The sequence below is a fragment of the Winogradskyella pacifica genome (assembly GCF_013403915.1).
GTDB lineage: Bacteria > Bacteroidota > Bacteroidia > Flavobacteriales > Flavobacteriaceae > Winogradskyella > Winogradskyella pacifica.
This window is the reverse complement of record NZ_JABFDI010000014.1, coordinates 64,696-88,408: the sequence shown is the minus strand read 5'-3', so window position 1 is coordinate 88,408 and position 23,713 is coordinate 64,696. Positions and strand designations below refer to the sequence as shown.

General features: G+C 30.3%; 23 protein-coding genes. 6 read left to right on the top strand and 17 right to left on the bottom strand.

Features of this window, described 5'->3' with window-relative positions:
• Positions 1–5 precede the first annotated feature (5 nt).
• The 5 genes from HM984_RS12895 to HM984_RS12875 form a co-directional block, all read right to left on the bottom strand.
• Complete coding sequence (locus tag HM984_RS12895; protein ID WP_179349447.1) at positions 6–1,484, bottom strand: DUF5687 family protein; 1,479 nt, start codon at positions 1,482–1,484, stop codon at positions 6–8.
• 51 nt (positions 1,485–1,535) lie between these two features.
• Positions 1,536–2,225: a hypothetical protein gene (locus tag HM984_RS12890; protein WP_115811542.1), complete on the bottom strand. Its 690-nt coding sequence runs from the start codon at positions 2,223–2,225 to the stop codon at positions 1,536–1,538.
• Positions 2,222–2,944 (bottom strand): hypothetical protein, encoded by a 723-nt coding sequence (locus tag HM984_RS12885; protein WP_179349446.1) that lies wholly within the window; start codon positions 2,942–2,944, stop codon positions 2,222–2,224. Before HM984_RS12885 ends, HM984_RS12890 begins: the two co-directional genes overlap by 4 nt.
• A 61-nt stretch (positions 2,945–3,005) precedes the next feature.
• On the bottom strand, positions 3,006–3,653 hold the full coding sequence (locus HM984_RS12880) for a hypothetical protein (protein ID WP_179349445.1): 648 nt from the start codon (positions 3,651–3,653) through the stop codon (positions 3,006–3,008).
• A 72-nt stretch (positions 3,654–3,725) separates the two neighbouring features.
• On the bottom strand, positions 3,726–4,058 hold the full coding sequence (locus tag HM984_RS12875) for a PadR family transcriptional regulator (protein ID WP_020896365.1): 333 nt from the start codon (positions 4,056–4,058) through the stop codon (positions 3,726–3,728).
• Between the two features lie 183 nt (positions 4,059–4,241).
• Here HM984_RS12875 and HM984_RS12870 point away from each other — a divergent pair, with 183 nt between their 5' ends.
• Positions 4,242–5,300, top strand: coding sequence for a ferredoxin--NADP reductase (locus tag HM984_RS12870; RefSeq protein WP_179349444.1), 1,059 nt, complete (start codon positions 4,242–4,244; stop codon positions 5,298–5,300).
• 206 nt (positions 5,301–5,506) lie between these two features.
• Here the strand turns inward: HM984_RS12870 and HM984_RS12865 are convergent, their stop codons facing one another.
• Both HM984_RS12865 and HM984_RS12860 read right to left on the bottom strand, forming a co-directional pair.
• On the bottom strand, positions 5,507–6,523 hold the full coding sequence (locus tag HM984_RS12865) for a glycosyltransferase family 9 protein (RefSeq protein WP_257018497.1): 1,017 nt from the start codon (positions 6,521–6,523) through the stop codon (positions 5,507–5,509).
• A gap of 48 nt (positions 6,524–6,571) precedes the next feature.
• Positions 6,572–7,180, bottom strand: a complete 609-nt coding sequence (locus HM984_RS12860; protein WP_179349443.1) for a DUF4254 domain-containing protein — start codon at positions 7,178–7,180, stop codon at positions 6,572–6,574.
• A gap of 72 nt (positions 7,181–7,252) precedes the next feature.
• On the opposite strand from HM984_RS12860, the gene upp reads away from it, so the two are divergent.
• Positions 7,253–7,912: a uracil phosphoribosyltransferase gene (gene upp / locus HM984_RS12855; protein WP_179349442.1), complete on the top strand. Its 660-nt coding sequence runs from the start codon at positions 7,253–7,255 to the stop codon at positions 7,910–7,912.
• Here upp and HM984_RS12850 read toward each other — a convergent pair.
• A complete protein-coding gene (locus HM984_RS12850; protein ID WP_179349441.1) occupies positions 7,901–8,818 on the bottom strand; it encodes a DUF6427 family protein in 918 nt (305 codons plus the stop codon). The genes upp and HM984_RS12850 overlap by 12 nt on opposite strands.
• Before the next feature lie 68 nt (positions 8,819–8,886).
• Between HM984_RS12850 and HM984_RS12845 the strand changes: the two genes are divergently transcribed.
• Positions 8,887–9,114: a DUF6341 family protein gene (locus HM984_RS12845; RefSeq protein WP_115811558.1), complete on the top strand. Its 228-nt coding sequence runs from the start codon at positions 8,887–8,889 to the stop codon at positions 9,112–9,114.
• Here HM984_RS12845 and purD read toward each other — a convergent pair.
• On the bottom strand, positions 9,109–10,380 hold the full coding sequence (purD, locus tag HM984_RS12840) for a phosphoribosylamine--glycine ligase (RefSeq protein WP_179349467.1): 1,272 nt from the start codon (positions 10,378–10,380) through the stop codon (positions 9,109–9,111). The two genes, HM984_RS12845 and purD, sit on opposite strands and share 6 nt — an antisense overlap.
• A gap of 84 nt (positions 10,381–10,464) precedes the next feature.
• On the opposite strand from purD, the gene HM984_RS12835 reads away from it, so the two are divergent.
• Positions 10,465–11,772 (top strand): phenylacetate--CoA ligase family protein, encoded by a 1,308-nt coding sequence (locus HM984_RS12835; protein WP_179349440.1) that lies wholly within the window; start codon positions 10,465–10,467, stop codon positions 11,770–11,772.
• On the opposite strand, the gene HM984_RS12830 is transcribed toward HM984_RS12835, so the two are convergent.
• The 8 genes from HM984_RS12830 to HM984_RS12795 all read right to left on the bottom strand — a co-directional run bounded on the left by HM984_RS12830 (position 11,756) and on the right by HM984_RS12795 (position 21,388).
• A complete protein-coding gene (locus tag HM984_RS12830) occupies positions 11,756–12,535 on the bottom strand; it encodes a glycosyltransferase family 2 protein (RefSeq protein ID WP_179349439.1) in 780 nt (259 codons plus the stop codon). The genes HM984_RS12835 and HM984_RS12830 overlap by 17 nt on opposite strands.
• Before the next feature lie 8 nt (positions 12,536–12,543).
• On the bottom strand, positions 12,544–13,956 hold the full coding sequence (locus HM984_RS12825) for an exopolysaccharide biosynthesis polyprenyl glycosylphosphotransferase (protein WP_179349438.1): 1,413 nt from the start codon (positions 13,954–13,956) through the stop codon (positions 12,544–12,546).
• A gap of 88 nt (positions 13,957–14,044) precedes the next feature.
• Complete coding sequence (locus HM984_RS12820) at positions 14,045–15,343, bottom strand: undecaprenyl-phosphate glucose phosphotransferase (RefSeq protein ID WP_371312506.1); 1,299 nt, start codon at positions 15,341–15,343, stop codon at positions 14,045–14,047.
• Between the two features lie 91 nt (positions 15,344–15,434).
• Positions 15,435–16,565 carry a glycosyltransferase gene (locus HM984_RS12815; protein WP_179349437.1) on the bottom strand — a complete coding sequence of 377 codons (1,131 nt, stop codon included), beginning with the start codon at positions 16,563–16,565 and terminating at the stop codon, positions 15,435–15,437.
• Between the two features lie 156 nt (positions 16,566–16,721).
• A complete protein-coding gene (locus tag HM984_RS12810) occupies positions 16,722–17,933 on the bottom strand; it encodes an O-antigen ligase family protein (protein ID WP_179349436.1) in 1,212 nt (403 codons plus the stop codon).
• Complete coding sequence (locus HM984_RS12805; protein ID WP_115811574.1) at positions 17,930–18,739, bottom strand: glycosyltransferase; 810 nt, start codon at positions 18,737–18,739, stop codon at positions 17,930–17,932. Before HM984_RS12805 ends, HM984_RS12810 begins: the two co-directional genes overlap by 4 nt.
• Positions 18,733–20,136, bottom strand: a complete 1,404-nt coding sequence (locus tag HM984_RS12800; protein WP_179349435.1) for an O-antigen ligase family protein — start codon at positions 20,134–20,136, stop codon at positions 18,733–18,735. The genes HM984_RS12805 and HM984_RS12800 overlap by 7 nt, the downstream gene beginning before the upstream one ends.
• A gap of 1 nt (position 20,137) precedes the next feature.
• Positions 20,138–21,388, bottom strand: a complete 1,251-nt coding sequence (locus HM984_RS12795) for a hypothetical protein (RefSeq protein ID WP_179349434.1) — start codon at positions 21,386–21,388, stop codon at positions 20,138–20,140.
• A 155-nt stretch (positions 21,389–21,543) separates the two neighbouring features.
• On the opposite strand from HM984_RS12795, the gene HM984_RS12790 reads away from it, so the two are divergent.
• Together HM984_RS12790 and HM984_RS12785 are read left to right on the top strand one after the other, a co-directional pair.
• Positions 21,544–22,584 carry a nitroreductase family protein gene (locus HM984_RS12790; RefSeq protein ID WP_115811580.1) on the top strand — a complete coding sequence of 347 codons (1,041 nt, stop codon included), beginning with the start codon at positions 21,544–21,546 and terminating at the stop codon, positions 22,582–22,584.
• A gap of 3 nt (positions 22,585–22,587) precedes the next feature.
• Entirely contained in the window at positions 22,588–23,697 is a 1,110-nt protein-coding gene (locus tag HM984_RS12785; RefSeq protein ID WP_115811582.1) for a polysaccharide pyruvyl transferase family protein, read from the top strand.
• Positions 23,698–23,713: the final 16 nt, after the last annotated feature.

The following is a 23,713-nucleotide window of genomic DNA, read 5'->3' as shown; positions in this document are numbered from 1 at the left end:
TATTATTAGTTATCTTGACTAAAGGCGTCAATCATTTTGTATTTTGAATCGCTATATTTTTTAGTAATGCCTTTCATTAATTTTTTATGAAAAACTATTCCTAAAACCCCAAGAACGATTAATAAGGCTATTGCAGCACTAAATCCAGCCAGCCAATTTACAAGTCCAAACAGACCCATTGGCACCAACATTAGCGGTATACCTATAAGCCATTGCACAGCACCTGTACCCTGATAATTAAAAGCTGCTTTTTTATCTAAATCTATTTTTTTACGGTTGAAGGATCCTCCCCAAAGTATCACATGGGTATTTACACCAATATTGTAAATGGCTGCTGCAAAATGTGCGATTAAAATTTTATATCCGAAATACACATAAGGAATTCCCAACACAAAAAGGAGTACAACACTAATCACCATAAGGATAAATTTTGAACGTAAATATTGCTCGTATTTAATATTCTGGCTCATTAAAAGTTTGTAATAACCACTATCCCAAGCCGGAATGAATTGCCCAAAGTTGATGAGGAAAAATCCCGTAGAGAATATCCCAATAAATGCTGACATAAAGGTCATTTCTCTATACATAGGCTGTGGATAGAAAAACAAACCGTAAAGCACACCAATCAATAATAACATGGCCATTGATTTGGTACGTTTATTTCTCCAAATGAGTTTTAAATCGAGTTTCATAAATGGTGCAATATCACCAAAACGCTCTGTCCACGATAAGTCTGAAGCATTAACTTCGGTAACTTTAGTTTTTAATGAGCTGTCCAAATACAGTTTCTTTCTTAAGGTTTTAAAGTTGAAACCATAGCACAATGCTAAAATTGCGATTGGAATTAAAATAAGAATTAGATTATTCGCAATGCCCAAAAATCCGCTTCCTATTAATGTTGTCATTGGTACAATTTCAAAATAATTTAAACCAAATAAAACACTAACCACCACGATTATAGGTAAAAATGACAATTCTGATTCTGCAGAAAAGGCTTCGATTATAAAATTTAAAAAATTAATAATCAGTACTGTAATAATCAGCGCAAACATCCAAATTAAAATTTCCGAAGCGACATACCCATCTCCTATTAACATTATACTAAACGGTATGATGGCAAATAGTGGTAAAAAATTAAAAAATGACAATGCTGATTTTCCTAGTACATAGTTAACAACAGTAGATCGTTTAATAGGAAGTGTTAGCAAAGGTTTTACACTCATTACTGGTAATTTTTGCAAAAAGAAACGCATTAATAAATCGCCAATAATCCAGTAAAACAAAAATCCATTGGCTGCTACAAATGGGTCTTGCTCAGGGTACATTTCTTTAAGAATAAAAAGAAGGCCGAATCCTAAGCCTAAAAACATGGCAACAAAATAAAGTGCAAAAAATACCATTAAGATATTGATAGCTATATTTTTCTGCCAATACGACGAACGAAAATATTGTTTCCATTCGAGATTGAGAAAATGTTTTATCATAATGTAATGAAGGGTTGGTTTATGTGATAAGTACGAAAAAACAGAAATTTGTTACAAACTAAATTCTGGATAAGTTTCATTTAGCAGTTTTTCGGCTTTGTTCGGAATCACTTCTAAGCTAATATAATTAACCAAAGCGATAACTGTAAATGCTAAAGAGAACAACACTAAAAAATAAGTGTTACCTCCATAATTCTCTGGTATTTTATACACATTAAATAATTGAGACATAAATATAAACATGGTACTTCCGGCTTGTTTAAAGATCATTTCTTCCAACATCCATTTTTTGTTAGAAAGCTCTTTTCTGCGTCTAAACTGCCTATTAAGTTGAATACTTTTATAAGTACACCAAACTGTTATAATCCCAAAGAAAACTAAAGCTAAAGTTGCTATATACACTGTTGAAAACGTGATGTAAAACAATAAAAACAAGGCAATAGTTGAAATAATTTGTGGCAACTCAAACCATTTCTTAAGTTCTGTCCACATGTAACGCATATAACGCTTATTCATGGCTTTCGCTTTTTGGTCAATGGCATCCATAAAACCAAAAATTCCGAATTTTTTGAAGGCTTTGTTTTTAGCGTCTTCAAAACTGAGTTTAGGTTGCTGTTGCCATTGTTGCTCTATATCATTCGCTAAATGATCTACGAGTTCGGTTTGTAAGTCGTAGTGCTCTACAAAATGTTGCCTTGTAAAAGCGTAGAGGTCTTGTATTTGGTATTCGGTGAGTTTCATGTTGTTAAAAGCTGATAACGTTCATTGTAAATATTATAGATTTTAATAAAGTTATTTAAACTATGTCTACTAAATACAAATAGTAAAGCAAAAAGAATAAATAAGATATAATACGGTTTCATTTCAAGGCCTTCATAATGCCAATTAAAAAGCATAATTAACCAATATGGCATTTGAGTTAATAATAGCGATGATGATACTGCTAGTTGCATGTTCAGCGATTTAGTTTTAAACTTTTTTAAACCACCATAAAATAATTTAGTAAATTCAGTAATAATTATTCCTGACATAGCTACAAAGAGTCCCGCTTTAATACTGTATTGATAAGCTATGAGAGTTACTATTGTTAGCACTAGTAATTCTATAAAAAACCTAATCGAAGAAATAAAAGGTAAAAATGTTTTCCAATATGCCTTTCGATGTTTCCTCCCAATTTCTTTTTGCTTTTGTTTAATAAACTTCTTAAAACCAGTATTGCTCTGATACAATCCTTTTTCAAAAATCTTGTCTTTAGAAACACCAAATTCAATAAACTGATTACCAAAGCCGCTATGAACATCGAGTAAGGCTTCATTAAAAGAAACACCTTCATTCGTTATTTTATCTTCAACGGCAGAAACAATATGATCTAACAATTCTAAACGCACATCCCAGTATTTTACCTCGTTTTTAATGAGGTAATTGTCTATGAATTGTATTTCTGCTTTGGTTAGTTTCATTGTTAATTCACTTTTAGACCTGCTAGGTTTTAAAAACCCGCTAGGTCTCCTTCTATTTAGGTTATGCTAGAGTTTTATATTGCTTTTCGTAACTCTTAAATAATTTTATGCTAACACGAACCAAGACCAACATTAAAGTTAAAACTATACTTACAATTCCGAGAATCCAAAGTACAGTCGCTAAATTTTTAGCTTGGTAGCTAAAATTAAAAATAATATTGGGTATTTGATAAAACACCAAAAATGGCATAGCTAAACGTTCTACGACCGAAAATCGTTTGAGATTTTTCACTTTGTGATAAACAACATAAGTTAACAGAAACCCCGATAATCCAATTAATGGAACATAAGAAATAATTAACCTAAACGTTTCTATATTGAAATTTGAATACAAAAAGTAAAACCCGCCAAAAGACGCTAAAAAAATCAGCAATGTTAATGGATTTAAAAATTCTTTTAAAAATGCCCTCCATATTTTTATATCAGCAGACTTTAAAAATTGTCTGTTATCCTTCAATAGTTTAGCCTTGTTCTGAACCATATAACCTTTAAACACATTATAGAAATCGTTAGTCGTACTCGCCTGCATTCTAGATTCAATATCTGATGCGACATGATCTACCATTTCCATTCTTATATCTGCAAAAACCACATCAGAATTCTCTAAGTAAGTATCTATAAATTGTATTTGTTCTTTGGTTAGTTTCATTTTAAGTTTTAATACCTACAAGGTTTTTGAAACCCTGCAGGATAAGCAATAAATTCATTAGACGTTCTAGGTCTAAGCGAGCTTTGGATTCACTAAAGCTTGCATCGTTTTAATATACTCAGCTAATTCTTCTAGCTTATTAACGGTTTCTTTAGTTCCGGTTTCGGTGAGTTTATAATATTTACGCAGTCGGTTGTCTACTTTTGCAACCTCAACATCTAACAAACCTTCGGCTTCTAACTTATGTAACGCAGGATATAATGCACCTTCCGTGATTTTAAGTTCACCTTTAGTTAATTCCTTTACCCTTTGGGTAATTTCGTAACCATACATTTTATCGTTCTCATTTAATAACTTTAAAATGATGGTGGTTAAACTCCCTTTATATAATTTTGAATTGCTCATCGTAGCACAAATATATACATAATTTTCTTATGTATAAGAATCTTATGTATGATCGATATTCAAAAAAGCTAATGGCTTTTCAATTGGACTCACTTTGTCTTCGCTCAGTGACCAACGATTAGCCAAGAAAAAAACCTATCAGGTCTGTAAGAGATTGTTTATCTTTGCAAAAAATTATTTTTAATGGCACATTTTCATTCACTCACTATAAAATCAGTAGATAAAGTAACAGACAGTTCTGTTGCGATAACCTTTGATATTCCCGAAAATCTTAAAGAACAATTCAGCTTTAAAGCCGGACAATACATTACCTTAAAAACAACTATTAATGGCGAAGACATCCGTAGAGATTATTCTATTTGTGCGTCTCAAAATAGTGGAAACGTTACTGTTGCTGTAAAAGCAGTTGAAAATGGAACGTTTTCTATTTATGCCAACACTACCTTAAAAGCAGGTGACGTCTTAGAGGTTGCAGAACCAAATGGTCGTTTTGTATTTGAAGCTAATGCTGCCAAAACAAGAACTATTGCTGCCTTTGTTGCTGGAAGTGGAATTACCCCAGTACTTAGTATTGCTAAAACGCTTTTGGAAGAAGAACCGTTTAGTAACTTTATATTAGTTTATGGCAATAAAACATTGGACGATGCTATGTTTATAAATGAGTTATTGCAACTAAAAAAACAATACGATAATCGTTTTCATGCGCATTTTATATACAGTCAGTCTCAAGAAACCGATGCCTTATTTGGACGTATTGAAAAAAGCACAGTCAACCTCATCGTAAAAAATAAGTACAAAGGTGTTAGCATTGAAAACTTCTATCTCTGTGGACCAGAACAAATGATTCATACCGTAAAAGAGGTATTAATTGAAAATGGTGTAAAAGAAAAAGCAATTAAGTTTGAATTGTTTACAGCTCCTGTTGAAGCCGGTACTGATGCTGCTGTGGATTCACCTTCTGGCGAAACTAAAATTAAAGTCGTGGTTGATGAGGAAGAGTTTGAATTTAACATGTCACAAAAACAAACCATTCTTGAAGCTGCTTTAAAGCAAGATATCGACGCGCCTTATTCTTGTCAAGGAGGAATTTGTAGTAGTTGTATTGCAAAACTTACTGAGGGTACAGCAGAGATGCGTCAGAATAATATTTTAACGGATAGCGAAGTTGCTCAAGGTTTAATATTGACTTGCCAAGCGCATCCTACTTCGGCTACTGTTGCTGTTGATTATGATGATGTTTAAAAAGAACCAAGAATCTAGATCGCTTCGCTTTTAGATTTAAGACAAAAAGACCTATCAGAATTAAAATTCTGATAGGTCTTTTTATTTTCGATAGGTTCGCGATACAAAATTCTACACTCGAACTGACTTATAGATATCTAAAAGAAATAATGTCACTTCGCGTGATTTTTGATGCAAGATAAAATTGTATTGAGACGATTCTAATTCTATATAACCGCTTTAATTTTTGAAACGATTACCGCTTCAGAAACACTACTCGCCGCCTTCTCGTAACCTTCTGGGAATTTATTGCCGTAAATAGATGTTGGTATTAATGGGAACTGATCTCTATTTGCCGTAAGCGCAAAATCTATAGGTTGATTAAAGGGTGCAAACCCAGCAAAAGGATGTGTTACACCCCAAATTGTAATTACTTTTTTGCCCAACATTGCCGCCATATGTGAATTACCAGAATCCATAGCTAGCATGAGATCTAAATTTGAAATAAGAATTAATTCTTCCTCTAAATTCAATTCTCCTGCAACGGATTTTACGTTAGTGTATTTTATTTCAAGCTGATTTAAAAGCTCTACTTCTTTAGCACCACCTCCAAATAAAACAACATTATAGTCTTTAGAAAGCTCTTCAATTACAGTTTCCATTTGCTCTAAAGGATACATTTTACTTTGATGTGCCGCGAAAGGAGCAATGCCTATAGTTTTGAAGCTTTTGTTTGAAATAAAAGCATTTAGCTTCTCAGTTAAAGTCTTTGGTTTTGGAAATGTTGGATTAGATAAATCAACCGTAAAACCTAAATCTTCAAAAACATCAGCATAACGCTGGTGTGTGGTTTTTAGTTGCTTAAAAGATGCACCTGATGTTAGTGCTTTCTTTTCGGCTCTACCTTTATTTAATTGGATTACTTTTTTTCCGAAGAAAAATAATTTTAAGATTTTACTACGCAGTACATTGTGTAGGTCTGCAACCGCATCAAAGCGAAGTTTTTTTAATTCCTTAGACAGTTTATAAAGTCCTAAAACGCCTTTGTGTTCCCCTTTTAAATCCGCCTCATAGAAGCTTACATTTTCTAAATCTTTAAAAAAAGGTCTGAAAAATGCTCTGGTAACTACTGTGATTTTTAATTCGGGATATTGTGCTGAAAGTGCTCGCAAAACAGGAACTGTCATAGCCACGTCTCCCATTGCAGAAAACCTAAGGACGAGTATGTGTTTTGGTTTTGGCATAATTTTGTACAAACCTGTCAGGTTTTAAAAACCCAACAGGTTCACGAACTATTTCTGTCCTCTCAAAACAGGGTTTAGTTCATTATCATTGTACATTTTCATTTGCTTATACACTTTCATATACTTATCACCATTTGAAATATCCGTAAGCATATCGTCTATTGCGGTACTTAAATCTACACGTTGTTCTAATAAAACATTGAGCTTTGTTTGGCAAGCCGCTTTATGCGCATCACTAGCATCATCTCTTACTGTTTCGAGATGCATGTGGTAAATCTTTAATGCTAAAATAGATAAACGATCGATTGCCCAAGCCGGACTTTCAGAGTTGATTTTAGCATCCGGTTTTACGGTGACGTCTTTATATTTATTTAAAAAATAACTATCGATATATTCAACCGTATCCGTTCTATCTTGGTTAGAGGCATCAATCATTCGTTTCAACTTTAAAGCTGCAACCGGATCAATGTTTGGGTCTCTAATAATATCTTCGTAAGCCCACTGAACAGTATCAATCCAAGATTTTCTATATAACAAATGTGCGATAAGATCATCATTTTTATCATACTTGTTAGTAAATGGCTGATCTACTGTGTTTAAAACTTTATAAGTTTTAATAACCTCTTGAAAAATAGCGTTTGCTTTTTGTGAAAACATAATGAAATTGATTTAATGTTTACAAATATAGTAGGAATTATTAACTTTAACGACTGAACCAATTCCCATAATATGCAAATTCATAACCTTTCTGATACACCTTCAATTTTAAACACCTTTATGTCTGAATTAAGAGATAAAACGGTTCAGAAAGACAGCATGCGTTTCCGAAGAAATATTGAGCGAATTGGTGAAATAATGGGATACGAACTAAGTAAATCACTTCAATTTAATCCGCACACTATTGCAACTCCTTTAGGTAATTCTGAAACTGTTTTACATCAAAAAGATATTGTGTTGTGCTCTATTTTACGAGCAGGTGTACCACTTCATAATGGCTTACTTAATTACTTTGATGCCGCTGAAAATGCATTTATTTCAGCATACAGACAACATAAGAACAATCCGGAAAGTTTTGAAATCGTAGTTGAATATTTAGCTTGTCCGAGTTTAGAGGGTAAAACTTTAATCTTAGCTGATCCGATGTTGGCCACAGGACAATCTATGGTGGCTACTTATGAAGCTTTAAAACCATTTGGAACTCCTAAAGAAATTCATTTAGTAAGTGTTATCGGTGCACAGGAAGGTGTTGATTATGTATCTAAAGCGTTTGATGCTGACGTAAAATTATGGATCGCTGCCATAGACGACAACTTAAATGAAAAAGGCTATATTATTCCAGGATTAGGCGATGCTGGTGATTTAGCTTTTGGAAACAAGTTACAACATTAAACCTATAATTGGCACTATAATAAAAAGAGCTATAAAAACTTCTTTAAACCAACGTTCTGAAATCACTTCGATATAATTGGCCATAATAATTGAAAATGGCGCAAATAAAAATAGAAACTCACTACCGTTTTTAGTGGGAGCAATAATAGCAACTAAAATAGCAATTATTGAAGCCCAAGCAATTAAGAAATAAGAGGGCTTTAATTTTTTATTCTTATCAGGAATATTTTTAAAATAATAGATAAGCGTCCATACATAGGATGTAAATAACACGGTGAACTTTAGAATATTTTCCTTGCTGTTATACGCTGTAAAATCTAAGCTTGCGTAGCGTTTAAAATTTGAAGGTTTTAGATAGACATCATCTACAATAATATTATAGACCAAGAGCAATATCAGCACTGTTGCCACTCCCATAAATGGAATAATAACATTCTTAAAATCATTTTGGGAATGATAAATCAAAGCCACAATCACTAAAGCGAAAAATAGCATCGACCAGAAATAGAATAAAGCCGCTAGTGCAATCCAGAATGCCGCATCAAACAACTTCTTTTTAATGTGTAAGTTAGAATGTAAACTTATTAGCCGTCTTAAAGCAAAAATAATAAACAGATTAGCTAGTAATATATCTGTATGCTTCATTGCTTCTGGAAACATACCAAACAACAAACCAAAGGTCATAATAGCATAACTATTTCTTTGTGTTAGGTTATTTTTAGAAACAATAAAGTCAATTAAAAAAACTAAAAACAAGGTCACTGCCCACTTAAAAAGCGTTGCTAGAGAACTATTTAGATCCGAAAAAAGTAGAGCATAGTTGGTTACTACAAATAGCAGGCAAACATAAACTGCAACAAATATGAAGTTTATAGGCTTAGATTTACTAAAAATACTTGTTATCATTAACTCTTTTTGTATTTTTGCTGCTCAATCCCAATTCGAAATTAGAATTGGTGTAAATTTATAAAGTTATGAATGATTTCTTTAACGGAATAGCGGATTTATTTGTAAATGTGTTATTTGCACCATTTGATGCACTTAAAGCATTAGAACTAGAAAGCTGGTTTTCAGCTAACATAATGTCATGGTTATTTACAGCTATTGGCGTGGTTGCATTTGTATATTGGATGTTACAACTTAAAAAATACAATGAGAACGGAGAAGAAGATAAAAGTATTTCTTCCCATTCTTATTTATAGGTCGAAACCAATATCCTTACGATAATACATCTTATCAAAATGTAGTTTTTCTATACTTTGATAGGATTTTTTTATGGCCTCTGGATACGTATTTCCATATGACGTAATTGCCATTACGCGACCACCCGAAGTAACCACTTTACCGTCTTTTTCAATTGCTCCTGCATGAAATACGATAGAGTCTGAAATAGTTTCTACTCCTGTAATTTCTTTGCCTTTTTCGTAAGCCTCAGGATAACCGCCAGAAACTAACATTATTGTTGTTGCTGCACGCTCATCAATATCAATAGTCACTTCACTTAAAGTTTGATTTGCCATCGCTTCAAAAACAGTAACTAAATCTGTTTTTAGTCTTGGTAACACCACTTCTGTTTCAGGGTCACCCATTCTAACATTGTACTCAATCACTTTTGGATCGTCTCCAACTTTAATTAAACCAATAAAAATAAACCCAACATAAGGCAAATTATCTTTCTTTAAACCTTCAACCGTAGGTTTTACGACTTGATTTTCAATTTTATCTAAAAATTCTTTAGTAGCAAATGGAACTGGAGAAACTGCTCCCATACCTCCTGTATTTAAACCTGTATCTCCTTCACCAATACGTTTATAATCTTTCGCTGTTGGTAGAATTTTATAGTCTTTACCGTCCGTTAATACAAAACAGCTTAATTCAATGCCGTCTAAAAATTCTTCGATAACCACTTTAGTACTAGCCTCTCCAAATTTTGCATCAACCAACATACTTTTCAATTCGTCTTTTGCTTCTTGTAAATCATTTAAGATTAAAACACCTTTACCAGCTGCTAATCCATCAGCTTTTAAAACATAAGGAGGACTTAGCGTTTCTAAAAACTTGTAACCTTGTTCTACATTCTCTTTAGTAAAGCTCTCATAAGCTGCTGTCGGAATGTTATGACGCATCATAAACTCTTTAGCAAACTCCTTACTGCCTTCTAATTCTGCAGCTGCTTTTTGTGGTCCGATTACAGCCACATTTTTTAAAGCCTCATCTTCTAAAAAGAAATCGTGAATACCTTGTACCAATGGATCTTCTGGTCCAACAACCACCAAATCAATTTTATGTTCTAAAACTGCTGATTTAATCGCTTCAAAGTCAGTAACACCAATATTTAAATTGGTTGCAATTGATTGTGTTCCTGAGTTTCCTGGAGCTACAAAAAGCGCCTTACAACGGTCACTTTGTGCTAATTTCCATGCAAATGTGTGTTCTCTTCCGCCAGAGCCAAGTATTAAAATAGTCATGTCTAAAATTTCTTTAGGCAAAAATAATTGGTTTTAAGTTTAAAAAACAATTAATTTACGGAAACCTTAAAGGCAAAAAACACTTTGCGACTATTCGATTTTTCTTTGAAAGTAAATGGCTTTGCGATTAACAAGGCTAAAACGGCTTTAGCTCAAATTCAGGCGAAAACTGACTTAGAATTTGAAACTTATGTTGAAGCGCAAAAAAAAGCCATTGTTTCTCATCATTTAGAACATAATCCCTTTTATAAATCTTTAGGAAAATCTATAGATCTTAACGATTGGAATTCTGTACCCATTATTACCAAACGTCATTTACAACAACCACTAGAACAACGTTTAAGTGATAATTTTACACCTAAAAATGTGTATGTAAATAAAACATCTGGTAGCTCTGGTGATCCCTTTATTTTTGCTAAAGACAAATGGTGCCATGCCTTAACTTGGGCAGAAATAATGAACCGATTTGGGTGGTATGGCATCGACTTTAACAGCTCTAAACAAGCACGTTTTTACGGAATCCCACTAGACAAAAAAGGCTATTACAAAGAACGGTTGAAGGATTATTTTAGTAACCGATTCCGTTTTTCAGTATTTGATTTGAGTGATAGTGCTTTTGAAACCGCTTTAACCAAATTTAAAACGACACACTTCGATTTCATTAATGGATACACCAGTTCCATTGTTCAGTTTGCAAAATATCTGAAGCGTCGTAACATTATTTTAAAATCAGTTTGCCCGAGCTTAAAAGCTTGTATCGTCACTTCAGAAATGTTATTTGATGATGATAAATTATTACTCGAAACTCAATTTGGGCTTCCTGTAATAAATGAATATGGAGCCTCAGAATTAGATCTTATTGCGTTTCAGAATACAAAGGATGAGTGGCAAGTAAATAGTGAAACACTCTATGTTGAAATTTTAGATGAAAACAATATGGTTTTACCCTATGGTGAAGAAGGTAGAGTAGTTATTACATCATTATATAACAAAGCCCATCCATTTATCAGATACGATATTGGTGATATTGGTGTGTTATCTGAAAATAGTACCATTAGAAAACCTATTCTTAAAAAACTGATTGGAAGAACAAATAGTATTGTTGTATTACCGAGTGGAAAAAAAGCTGCCGGATTAACTTTTTATTACATTACCAAAAGCGTGATTGAAAATGACGGTAACGTATCAGAATTTATTGTTGAGCAGTCTCGTATAGATCATTTTATAATTCGGTATGTCAGTAACAAAGAACTAGACTCGGATAAGAAAGACGTTATTACTTTAGAAATGAAACGCTATTTAGAAACAGGAATCACTGTTAGTTTTGAACGTGTAGCACAATTAAAACGGACTAAAGCAGGGAAATTAAAGCAATTTATTTCGAAGTTATAGGTTGAATTAAACGTTTTTTCACAAATAAATGTTCGAATAGAAACTGTATTAAATAGACTAACGACTTTACATTAGAAAAACCTAAACCTTTACGGTACACATTAAAATTATGCTTTATTAAATTGGTTTTATTAGAAGATAATGAGCCCTCTGTAATGCGATAGTAAGCAATTGTCTCTTGAATACCTATTGCGGGTTTATCACTTCTTTTTAAAGCCTCTAACCACAATAACCAATCTTGTCGTTTCTTTAAATCCTTAGTGTATATTTTACCTAATTTTTCAGAATTATACATTCCTGTTAAGTTCCCTACATAATTTGCCTTTAGCAACTTTCCGAATTCCAACTGAGGTAATGCATGAACCTTTTTATTTAGAGGTTGATTATCTTCATCTATCCATTCATAACTTCCAAAACTAACATCTGTACTATTATTTTGCAGTTGAGCTACTTGCAATTGAAGTTTATTCGCTGCCCAAAGGTCGTCTGCATCTAAGAAGGCAATATAATTTCCTGTAGCCATTTCAGTACCTAAATTCCTAGCCTCTGCTGCACCTTTATTATCTTTGTGAGTAAATAGCTTAATTCTAGAATCGCTCTCTGTAAATGGCTTTATAACAGCCTTTATTTGATCTGATGAGGCATCGTCTACCAAAAGTAATTCCCAATGAGCATAGGTTTGATTAATGACACTATTAATCGTTTTTTCTATAACATTGGCATTGTTATACATTGGTGTTATAATAGAAACTAGTGGTTGCATATGTAAATTTAATAAGCTTTATCGTCTCCTTTAACAACATTAATTATAGTCTGACCAATAATTTTTAGATCTAATAAAAGTGACCAATTTTCAATGTAAAAGATATCGTATTTTACTCTATTTATAATATCCTTATCGCGTTTAATTTCGCCTCTATATCCTTTTATCTGAGCTAAACCTGTAACACCAGGCTTAACATTATGCCTATAGATAAAATTATACTTATTAATTTTCTTAGAATAATCATCGGTATATGTAAGCATATGTGGCCTTGGTCCAACTACAGACATTTCACCCTTTAGAACATTAATAAACTGTGGTAATTCATCTATACTCGTTCTTCTTATAAACTTACCTATCACAGTGACACGTTTATCATTTTGGCTCACATACGTTCCTTTTGACTCTTGGGTTGTGGTAAGTGATCTGTATTTATAACAATAGAATGCTTTGTAGTTTATTCCTGTTCTTTTATGCTTAAAATATAGAGGACCTTTTGACTCTAGCTTAATTAAAATAAATAAAACAATAGAAAGCCAGGATAGCACAAAAACAATTATTAATATAGAAAACACAATATCAAATGTTCGTTTAAAAAGCTTATTTACTTCATTATTCAGAGCTACTTCCTGTATAGATAAAACCGGAATATAGTTGTAGTAATCTGTTTTATATCGCTTAGTAATTAGTTTTTTTGTATTTGGAATAAATTTAATATTGCAGTGGTTTAAATTAGCGCACCTCACGTATTCATTCAATTCTTTTTCTGACAAATCTGAAATTGAACAGTAAATCTCATCAATATTGTCATTATTATTTTCTAGGTAATTAAAGCTATCTTCAATAGAGCCAGAACTATTTTCATCGTGTGTATTACTAAACACAGCTTGGATATTATAACCTAATTCTTTCTTTTCTTGAAATATTTTTTTTAGAGCATTAACACTTTCCCCTCCTCCGATTACAACAATATTTCTTAAGTTTCCTTTTAAATATACTCTGATCGATTTTAGAATGTAATAGCTTAATAACTTCACAAAGCTGATTGCTATAAAGGAATAGCTTAAATATTTTAAGGTGACAGTCACCTCTATATTAATACTTCTAAAAAAACCTTCAAATGCATAAACTAGGAAAGTATAAACAAAGAATTGTTTTAAAATGAGCGATAGAATATTTAATACAGACGTATATCTATAAACTTTATAAAATTTTAGAAAATGGGTAGATAAAAGCCAGAAAATTATAGAATATATGAAGTATAATACATTCTTATTATTGAATATCTCGAAAGAGAAAAAGTATAATTTTTGATTGTTAAAATTTAAAAAGACATAAGCAAGTACATTTATAATGGCGAGATCATAAATAATTAATAATGGTCTCAACACCCATGAATATCTTCCTCTCTTAAATTCCATATTTATTTAATCTAATTGAAAGGTGTTTGGACGATTTGTCATAGAAGTTAAGTTGAAATACATCTGTTAGGTTAAAAATTAGTGTTGTTTAATAGGCTTTATCTTCTCCTTTAACAGCATTAACGAAAGTTTGAATTATAATTTTAATATCTAAAAGTAATGACCAGTTTTCGATATAAAATATATCATACTTTACTCTGCCAATAATGTCTTTATCTGTTTCTACCTCTCCTCTAAATCCACTAGTTTGTGCTAAACCTGTTATACCAGGTTTAACGAAATGTCTAACCATAAATTTATCTATTTTCTTAGCATACATTATGGTATGACTTACCATATGAGGTCTCGGTCCTACTACAGACATATCTCCAAAAAGGACATTAAAAAACTGAGGCAATTCATCAATACTTGTTTTCCTAATGAATTTACCAACTTTAGTTACTCTTTGATCACCTCTTGTTGCTTGGTTTGCATGCGCATCTTTATTTGGCATCATAGACCTAAACTTAAAACAGTCAAATTCTTTATAATTAAAACCATTTCTAGACTGTTTAAAAAATATAGGTCCTTTAGATTCTAACTTTATTAAGATGCCGATTATTGGGGTTAACCATGATAAAATTAAGACGATAACCAAACACGAGAATAGAATATCAAAAACTCGCTTTATTAATGTGTTCACAGATTCTTCTAAAGGAATCGTTCTAAGTGTAAGAATAGGAATATAATCGTAATACTCATATCTTAATTTTTTTGAATAGATCTCTTTACTATCTGGAATAAATTTTAAAATTTTAAGATTATTATCCGCAAAATTTACAATATCAGCTATCTGCGTGTTACTTAATTCTGAGATAGAACAGTAAATCTCATCTATACCTTCTTTTAGCACAAATTGAAAGCAACCTTCTAAAGAATCTGTTTTATTTTTTAAATTAAAAGTCTTCTTATGAGAATATCCATATTCTGGATTCTTATTAAAAAATTTATCTAAGGCAAGCGTCTTTTTATTAACACCAATAATAACTGTTGTTCTAAAATTTCCACCAAACGAAATTCTATATTTCTGTAACAAGTAATATATGGTATATTTTAAAATAGTAATGAAAAGAAAACATAATAAAGCATATATAACTAATGGCTTTGGGTACATATCAAGCTCATGATACAAACCTGATAAAGCAAAAATCACAAGTAGAAATAAAATAAATTGTTTTACAATAAGTGATAGAATGTTTATAGGTCGCGTATACCTATATACCTCATAAAAGTGCGAATAAATAGATAAAAAAAACCAACTTATAGATATTAGTGCTAAAAAAGCTAAAGGATAACTCTCTTCAAACAAATAAAAAATAGCTACTATATTAATTATTAGTAAATCTATAATATAAGAGATAGGCCTTAAATACCCTGAATATCTTCCTTGCTTAAATAAACTCAATGGTGTGCTTTATTATTTAATAAAATTATTAATATTACTTTTTTAAATGTTCACTATAAATTTTTTCTAGCTTAATAATATTCTTATTAATATCAAATTTACTGTTAAACAGTTTTAACGAGTTTTCAGAAAACTTAATATTTATATCATTGGTACTAATCAACTTTATTATGCCTTCAGAAAACTTAAACTTATCTTCATTTTGAATAAGGTAACCATTATAATTATTCTCTACCAAATCTCTATTTCCATCAGCATCAGTTGCCACTATAGCTTTTTTTAGCGCCAGACTTTCTATTACAGAATAAGGCAACCCTTCATATCTTGCTGTAGAAATATATAGTTGAGAGCTTTTAATAATATTAAATATATCATTTCGTGATGTCCATTCTAAAAGCGTAACATTAGTACCTAAATTTTGTTGTTTAATTATTTCTTTGACCGTGTTAAGACTTGGTGAGTGATAACCAACACCCATTAGTACAAGATGAACTTCTGGCAGCGTTTTTTTTACCTCAACTAATACATCTAGCATAAGCTCAATGTTTTTTTGGTAAGAAGGACGGCCAACAGAACAGATATAATAATCTGGCCAAGTTTTTTTTATAGACAAATCTTCTATATCAGAGATTGGATTAATTGAATTATTAAATAACAATACATTCTCTTTTTTATAGCCCACCTCTTCAATGGCTCTATTTTTTTCAGAAACAGAAGATGCTAAAATTTTATTATTAAAACCTCTAAAACATCGCTCAACAAAAAGGTATAAGCGTTGCTTAAAACTAGTTTCTGCACTTAAATAAGAATAAGCTTGAGGTGTGTGTAAGACAGGTATTTTTAATATGAAACCTACTATCTTCCCAATGATACCTCCTTTTGCACTATGAGCGTGTATAACTTGTGGTTTCTCCTTTCTTAAAATTTTTAATGTATTAAAAATGGCAGCAAAGTCTTTAAATACACTAATCTCCCTTTTGATTGGTAATTTATAATCTTTAATAGGGTTCTCAGCATTATCCAAATATGGAACTTTTGTATCATCATTACTATGAATAACAATATTTTCAAATTTAGAACTATCAATATTCGTTAAAATTAAACGTAATGAGACATCTACCCCTCCAACTGAATTAAGAATATGTGCTATTTTTATTTTATTCATTAAAGGAAAAATAATTAATTTTTAGAATAATAACGAGCCTGAATTAATAGTTAACAAATATAATTTATTTAGCTACTAAAGTAAATACTAATTAATTTAATTCCTTTTGAACTTAATTCTTCAATTTTAAATCATAAACTTTAAGAAAAGTACCAATTATTTTAATGAAGGCTTATTGTGATTTTGGACTTTAGAGGAAATCATTGTAGAAAAAACTAATGTTAGAGCAAACAACTCTCCTCCCATTTGTCTCGTTAAAACGTTCTCTACTGAACAGAAAAGAATTAGAGATAACAGCAAAATAAAAGAATAATAACTTTTGTAATCTAGCTTGAGCCAAAGCACAAAAAAGATGATAAATATTAAAAACATCAAAACACCAGAGCTTAACAAGAAATTAATAAATTGATTATGAGTATTAAATTTACTTCTTACAAAAAAATCTTGTTGCTTTTCATCTGCAAAATCTAACCTGTTTACATAGCAGTTTTCTAATTCATTGTTAATGTTAACGAAGCCGCTCCCGGCCAAATAACTTTTATTCTGAAAAAAAATATCATTTGCACAGCTCCATATAAAATATCTAGGCTCAAACTTAACCATCTGTTCAATACTATAGTTAGTATTAGATATGAAAAAACGCTTTTTTAAACTTGGGTTAATAGAAAACATAACAACGCTAAAAAAGCACAGTGTAATGATTATCAATCCTGCTTTTTTTCTGTTTTTAGCATAACAGAAATAAGCTAAAACTCCTATAATAATTGAAATCAACGAAATTCTTGCTGAAATAATTAATAAAAAGATTAGAAATAATAGTGCTAAAATATAATATAGAAATTTTGCTTTAGAAACTTGAGTCGCAACATACAAACACATACAAAAGCTTAATACATATACATACCCAATATATGGTCTATCTCCTAACAAAATTGATGATACATGGTCACCTACTGTCATATTAAACTGCCCTGATAATTTGTAGTGAATAACTAAATTTATAGCAGATATAACAAGTAAAGCTAATGATCCATAAATAAATGAAAGAATTGGAACTAACTTATTCTTAATTGGTATAGATGAGATTAAAATAAGTACGACTAACCATAAATTATTGACAAATTTAAAATCTTCCCACCGCTTAAATATAACTAACTGAATCGTTAATAAAAAAACTAAAAGATATAGGGTGTAGAATCTCTTATCTAAAATTTTTCTCCAATTTTGTTTTTGAACTACAAAAGGAAATAAAGCGATTAAGACTATTAAGATTATATTAGGAATTGCTTCACCTAAATCTGTAAAAGGAACTACAGCACAAAAAAGCGAAAAAACAGTTAGATAGATATATTCAAGATTCTTTTTCAATTTTTATTAATAATTTTTTTTATAAAAGTTGTAAAATCTCTCGGTGCTAGTAACAGGATGTAATTTCTAATTAGACCATAAATAGGATAAAATCCGAAATAAAAATGTGATTTTAAAATACTAATTCTAGCTTTAACTTGCTCTACTCGTCTTGTACTAGAAAGTGAGTTTGGGTCCACTACATAATCTAATAAAACCTCAGGCATATTCGCTACTTTAAATTTTTTGATCACATTAAAGAAAAAGGCAAAATCCTCACCATTTCTATGATATTTTTCGGGAAACAATCCTACGTCTTTTAAAATATCTACATAATAAATAACACTTGAATTTACGAAAGTACTATTCAAATGTATCTTTTTAATTATTGAGTCGTAGGTCGTTGGGTGCTTTAACACAAAAAGTAATTTCCCATTTGTATCAACCATATTAACAAAAGTACCTACCAACTTAATTTCGGGATGTTCTCTAAGGTAAGTGATTTGCTTTGAATACTTATCAGTATGATTTGTATCCCCACAGTCTAGTCGTCCTGTAAACTCATAATTCATTTTTAGGATGACTTCAAGTCCATGATTAGTGGCCATACCAACACCCATGTTTTTAGGCAATATTTCTAAAAAGATATCACCCCCTTTATATTTTTCTTTTAAAGAAGCTAAGTTTGGTTTTTCTATACTACCATCATCAACAATTAAAATATCTACTTCAATTGACTCATTAATAGACAATATAGAGGCATTTAAACCTTCTAAATTGTTATAATGACATATAAGAATAATTAATTTGTTCTGATTATTTACCATTTTACATTATTTCCTAAATTACCAATTCTCCTTAAACAAATAAGCATAGCTAACCCCAGCCAAAATATATATATTCTAAATGAATCTATTTGTAGCCACATCAAAAGAGTTCCGAAAAAAACGACATAAAGTGTTATACCAATATAATTATAACCTTCATTAGAATTAAGGAATTTATAAGTATAATAAAAGGTTAACGATAGAAACATTATAAAAAATATAAAACCAAGAATTCCGGTTTCAGCAAGTATCCTTATATAGAGATTATACCCAGGAGGAAAGGATTTAACGTCTTCATTTAAATAGTACGCCTTAAATTCATAATTACCTTTTGTGGCCCACTCCGGATATAATTCTTTCGATTCAAATGCCTGCTGTCCCCAACCTATACCTGTAATTGGATATTTTTTAAAAACCTGAAAATTAGCGTACTGTATTCCAAACCTTGATTGATTAGATCTAGCATTGTCAGATTTTGTATCTGTAAAATTTAAAGATTCAATTCTTTCATTAATTGTATCATATATAATATCTCCTTTAAGCATTAATACGACAGGGAGAATGCAAACTAAAAGAATAACTATTTTTCTAAAAATATTTCTAAATAGGTAATAATTCTTATATGAAAAATACCCTAAAAATATAAGCTGTAAAAACACAGTTACTAAAGCTGTTCGTGATTTAGAAACAACACTTAAAAAAATCACAAGTAAAAAAGGAATAAACCTATACCATTTCTTATTTGTAAGGATATAACTAAATATAAAACCTGATATACTTATTACGTATATACCTAAATCTGGAGGCCTCCAAGCTGTAGCATTAACTCTTTTTAATTCAAAATATAAAGTAGGTCTTGTAAATGGTAAATAATCAAATAATTGATAAACCCCTATGAGCTGAGTAACGCCCGAATAAATTAGAAACTGAATAAGCCCAACAATAAAAACCACGATAAGACTCCAGAACATCGTCTTTCTTACAACAAAGAATGTTTTTATCACACCCAAATTTATACAAACATTATAGAATAAGTAAAACAGCATAAAATATGCGAGTATTACAGAAATCAATTGTTTTAGATAACGAACCCAGCCAGATGTATGCTTAAAATAGTATTCTGATATATTAAAAAAATTAAAAAAGGCAGCAACCACTATAAAAATAAAAAACATGAAGAATGCCTGATAAATGGGATGTGCAAATGGTAAGGATATTTTAAACCTCAACAAATCATGAATGAATAATACAATAAACGCTATAAGAAAAAATATTGGAGCCGAGTCGGAACTATATTCCCCCAAAAAGCTCATAAAACCAGGTACTTCAGAATTAAATGGCAGAAAAAATATTCCTAATAAAAAAATAAAAATATAGGTTTTTTTTATTAAATCCATATTAAAAAATTTTTCTATAATATATATAATTCATCAAATTGGCTGTTATAAAGGCAAATAACAAAGTTAATACAAACCCCATGTCATTAAACAAAGTAATTAATACAACTCCGAATATAATCATAGAAATCGCTCCAAATAGATGTGAATAAAACAATGGATAAGTAACTTCTTTAGCCTTTAAAGCAATCGAAATTGGTTTCGTAGACATCGCAATCAATTGAGCGAACCAAACGATTAAAATATAGGCTATACCTTCACCATATTTGTCTTGATATAAAAAACAATATACGATATACATTACAGGAATTGAAACAATATAGATAAGCACTAAGGGTTTGGTATAGCGCTTATAGAAATCTTTCATAACAACTGGAATCAAATTTTCAGATTCTAATGCTTTCATGGAAAAGGTCGGTGTCAAAAAATTATCCATTCCTATCAATAAAATTGTAAAAACGCCAAATAGATTTTGAATAATTCTCAGTTTACTTATTGCAAAATCAGACACTCCAAAAGCTTTACCAAAAATATAAATACCTTGTGTATAAACCCAAAAAGAAACAGCACCTGCAAGAATCCATTTGGCATATTTAAAGTGGGTAAAAAATACGGAAGTATAAAAATCCTTATTAAAAATACTTAAAACGGATAATTCTTTTTTAATATCCGTTTTATAATATATAATAATTACAAAAAATAGACTTGCAAGTAAATAAGCAACCCAATAAACTACCAAGATTAGATTTAAACTTAAGGTATCTTTATAGGCATATATACCACTAAAAAAAACGATATTCATCAGCAATGAACTAACAGGCGCAAACCCCGTAGAAATTACTTTATTTGAAAAAATAAATCTTTTAAAAATCTCTACTAATGTCAATCCAAAATTCATCAGTAAGAAATTCAATAAAAAAATCTGAGTTACCTGAATTCTTAAAAAGAAAAAAGATATTATTGAAAATACGATATTGAAAATTGTGAAATAAATAATATTCACACTCAAATAGTTAAACTTTTCGCTATGCCATTTCTTAATACCAAAAACCAATATTGGTGCAGAGAAAACAGTAGTTAATATTATATTTATAAGTGTAGAATAACTGTACAGAACTACAAATTCACTAAAAACAGTTTCATTTAAAACTGTTGATAATACAAGAACAGAACCAAAGTTCATTAAAGAGGTTAATACTTGGTCAGTTAAAATAAAATATTTATTATTAAAAAAATTATTACGAAAATTCATGTAATATTATAGTATAAACTCTTTTACTAATTGCCGAAAGTAGTTAATAAATGTTGTAGCGGAAAATAATAATGAAAATTGTAGATTTAAAAACTTGAAGCATAAAAAATAATGATACTTTTGGAGATAATTTAATGTATTAATTTAATAATTACATGAAATTTTTCATAAAGAAAATTTTTAAAGAAAATAAAAAATCCAAAATTTACCAGATCAGTTCTTGGGTTTACAAACGGTATTTTCCTTATGTCAATGTTGTTACAAACATGTTTTCTGACACTTTTTTTTATTGTAAGCACTCAAATGTATTTAAGGTTAACACATTAAATAAAATTGAAGCTAAAATAATCTTAGACTACCATTCAATTGAAAAAGGACTCTTATTTTCTCAAACAAAATATGGCTTTGCTAAAGATAAAATAAAAAGACTTAACAAGTATCTTAAAAACCAAAAAGTACTCACTAATTCTAATAAGTCTCAAATAAGCGTAGCATACAGTGTTATGTGCGAATATTACGAACTGCACAAAAAGAACAATTTTGATATCTCTTCTTTTTATGCTGAAGACGATTATCTTTTCTATAAAAATCATTTAAATAGCGCATACAATAATACCTTTAGTGGAGTTATTGAATATACAAAAAATGATTTTTTTGATCATACTTTTTCTTCATTTGATAAATTTTCAGACTCTAGAAAAAGTGTTAGAAACTTTACGGGTAATTTAATAGACGACTCTACAATTGAGAAAGCTATAATGCTTTCTAAAAATGCACCTTCTGTATGCAATAGACAACCGTCCAAAGCCTATTATTTAAAAGACAAATCAAAAATTGATAAAGTTTTAGAATTACAAGCAGGATTAAATGGTTTTACCCAAAACATTAACCAACTACTTATTATTACCACAGACGTTAATTATTATTATTCGATTGGAGAACGTTATCAATTTTATATAGACGGAGGAGTTTATCTCATGAACCTCTTATATTCATTGCACTTTTATAATATTGCTGCCTGTCCTGCAAACTGGGCAAAAGAAAAAGACGACGAAAAAAGAATTAAACAAATACTCGATATTAATAGTTCTGAAAAAGTTATATGTTTAATTGCCATTGGGGAGGCAGATGAAAACTTTAAAACAACATTATCCAAAAGGAGAGATTTAGATGAAGTTTTAACCATAATCAAATAATTAATGACAAAATTAAAAATTGGAATTTTAACGCTTCCTATAAACAATAATTATGGAGGAATTATTCAATTAGCTGCATTATATAACTTTATTGAGTCCAATGGATTTGAAGCTGTTTGGATAGATAAGAAACACCCAGAAAGCGTCGTTAAATCTTGGCTAATAAAGCTTATTGAAATTAACCCATTACATCATATTTACGATCCTAAAAACTTTAAAACAATAAAGCTTTTTCGTAAACAAGTATCCCCTTTTTTTAAAGACTATTTAAGTGTAAAAACTAAAACGACTTACACTTCTGAGCATTTAAAAGAAGTGACAAAAGATTTAGATTGTATTATTGTAGGTAGTGATCAAGTTTGGAGGTTAGAATATATAAAAGAGAACTACCCTACTTATTTTTTAGATTTTGTTTCTTCAAAAACAAAAAAAATAGCCTACGCAGCTTCATTTGGAAAGGATTTTTGGGAAGGAAAAACAGAGTCCATCTTAAAAATTCAATCATTAATCCAAACGTTTGATTTAGTATCTACTCGAGAGGAAGATGGTTTAAGAATTTGTAAAGACAGTTTTAACTACAACAAAGCTGTTCATACCCTTGATCCTTCATTTTTACCAGATGTAAGTTTCTATGAGAAAATGATTAAAGGCCTCGATTTTTCTCGTAACATTGAGTTATTCAATTACGTATTAGATGCTTCAGAAAAAAGCACTTCAATTGTTGATGAAATTTCTGAACGAATGAATCTAAAAATAGATAAGATTTATTTGAATGCTAATAGCTCATTAAAGAGCTCTAATTTAATAGAGAACTGGTTAGCTCATTTTTACTACTCAGATTTTATAATTACCGATTCTTTTCACGGTTTAGTATTTTCAATAATTTTTAATAAACAATTTATCATTATAGGGAATAAATCTAGAGGATTAAGCAGGTTTAATTCACTTTTAAAGTTACTTGATCTAGAAAATAGAATTATTGATATTGACCAATTTAAAACAGAAGATGTCGCTATTTTAAATGAAAAAATCGATTATTTAGAAGTAAATAAAAAGCTCAATATGCAAAAAGAAATGTCTAAAACTTATCTATTAAATGCAATAAGAGGTTAAAAATTAGTCTTAAAAT

Coding starts and splice junctions, on each gene's coding strand:
- HM984_RS12895 (WP_179349447.1), bottom strand. CDS start 1,484: ATGATAAAACATTTTCTCAATCTCGAATGGAAACAATATTTTCGTTCG.
- HM984_RS12890 (WP_115811542.1), bottom strand. CDS start 2,225: ATGAAACTCACCGAATACCAAATACAAGACCTCTACGCTTTTACAAGG.
- HM984_RS12885 (WP_179349446.1), bottom strand. CDS start 2,944: ATGAAACTAACCAAAGCAGAAATACAATTCATAGACAATTACCTCATT.
- HM984_RS12880 (WP_179349445.1), bottom strand. CDS start 3,653: ATGAAACTAACCAAAGAACAAATACAATTTATAGATACTTACTTAGAG.
- HM984_RS12875 (WP_020896365.1), bottom strand. CDS start 4,058: ATGAGCAATTCAAAATTATATAAAGGGAGTTTAACCACCATCATTTTA.
- HM984_RS12870 (WP_179349444.1), top strand. CDS start 4,242: ATGGCACATTTTCATTCACTCACTATAAAATCAGTAGATAAAGTAACA.
- HM984_RS12865 (WP_257018497.1), bottom strand. CDS start 6,523: ATGCCAAAACCAAAACACATACTCGTCCTTAGGTTTTCTGCAATGGGA.
- HM984_RS12860 (WP_179349443.1), bottom strand. CDS start 7,180: ATGTTTTCACAAAAAGCAAACGCTATTTTTCAAGAGGTTATTAAAACT.
- upp (WP_179349442.1), top strand. CDS start 7,253: ATGCAAATTCATAACCTTTCTGATACACCTTCAATTTTAAACACCTTT.
- HM984_RS12850 (WP_179349441.1), bottom strand. CDS start 8,818: ATGATAACAAGTATTTTTAGTAAATCTAAGCCTATAAACTTCATATTT.
- HM984_RS12845 (WP_115811558.1), top strand. CDS start 8,887: ATGAATGATTTCTTTAACGGAATAGCGGATTTATTTGTAAATGTGTTA.
- purD (WP_179349467.1), bottom strand. CDS start 10,380: ATGACTATTTTAATACTTGGCTCTGGCGGAAGAGAACACACATTTGCA.
- HM984_RS12830 (WP_179349439.1), bottom strand. CDS start 12,535: ATGCAACCACTAGTTTCTATTATAACACCAATGTATAACAATGCCAAT.
- HM984_RS12825 (WP_179349438.1), bottom strand. CDS start 13,956: ATGGAATTTAAGAGAGGAAGATATTCATGGGTGTTGAGACCATTATTA.
- HM984_RS12815 (WP_179349437.1), bottom strand. CDS start 16,565: ATGAATAAAATAAAAATAGCACATATTCTTAATTCAGTTGGAGGGGTA.
- HM984_RS12805 (WP_115811574.1), bottom strand. CDS start 18,739: ATGGTAAATAATCAGAACAAATTAATTATTCTTATATGTCATTATAAC.
- HM984_RS12800 (WP_179349435.1), bottom strand. CDS start 20,136: ATGGATTTAATAAAAAAAACCTATATTTTTATTTTTTTATTAGGAATA.
- HM984_RS12795 (WP_179349434.1), bottom strand. CDS start 21,388: ATGAATTTTCGTAATAATTTTTTTAATAATAAATATTTTATTTTAACT.
- HM984_RS12790 (WP_115811580.1), top strand. CDS start 21,544: ATGAAATTTTTCATAAAGAAAATTTTTAAAGAAAATAAAAAATCCAAA.
- HM984_RS12785 (WP_115811582.1), top strand. CDS start 22,588: ATGACAAAATTAAAAATTGGAATTTTAACGCTTCCTATAAACAATAAT.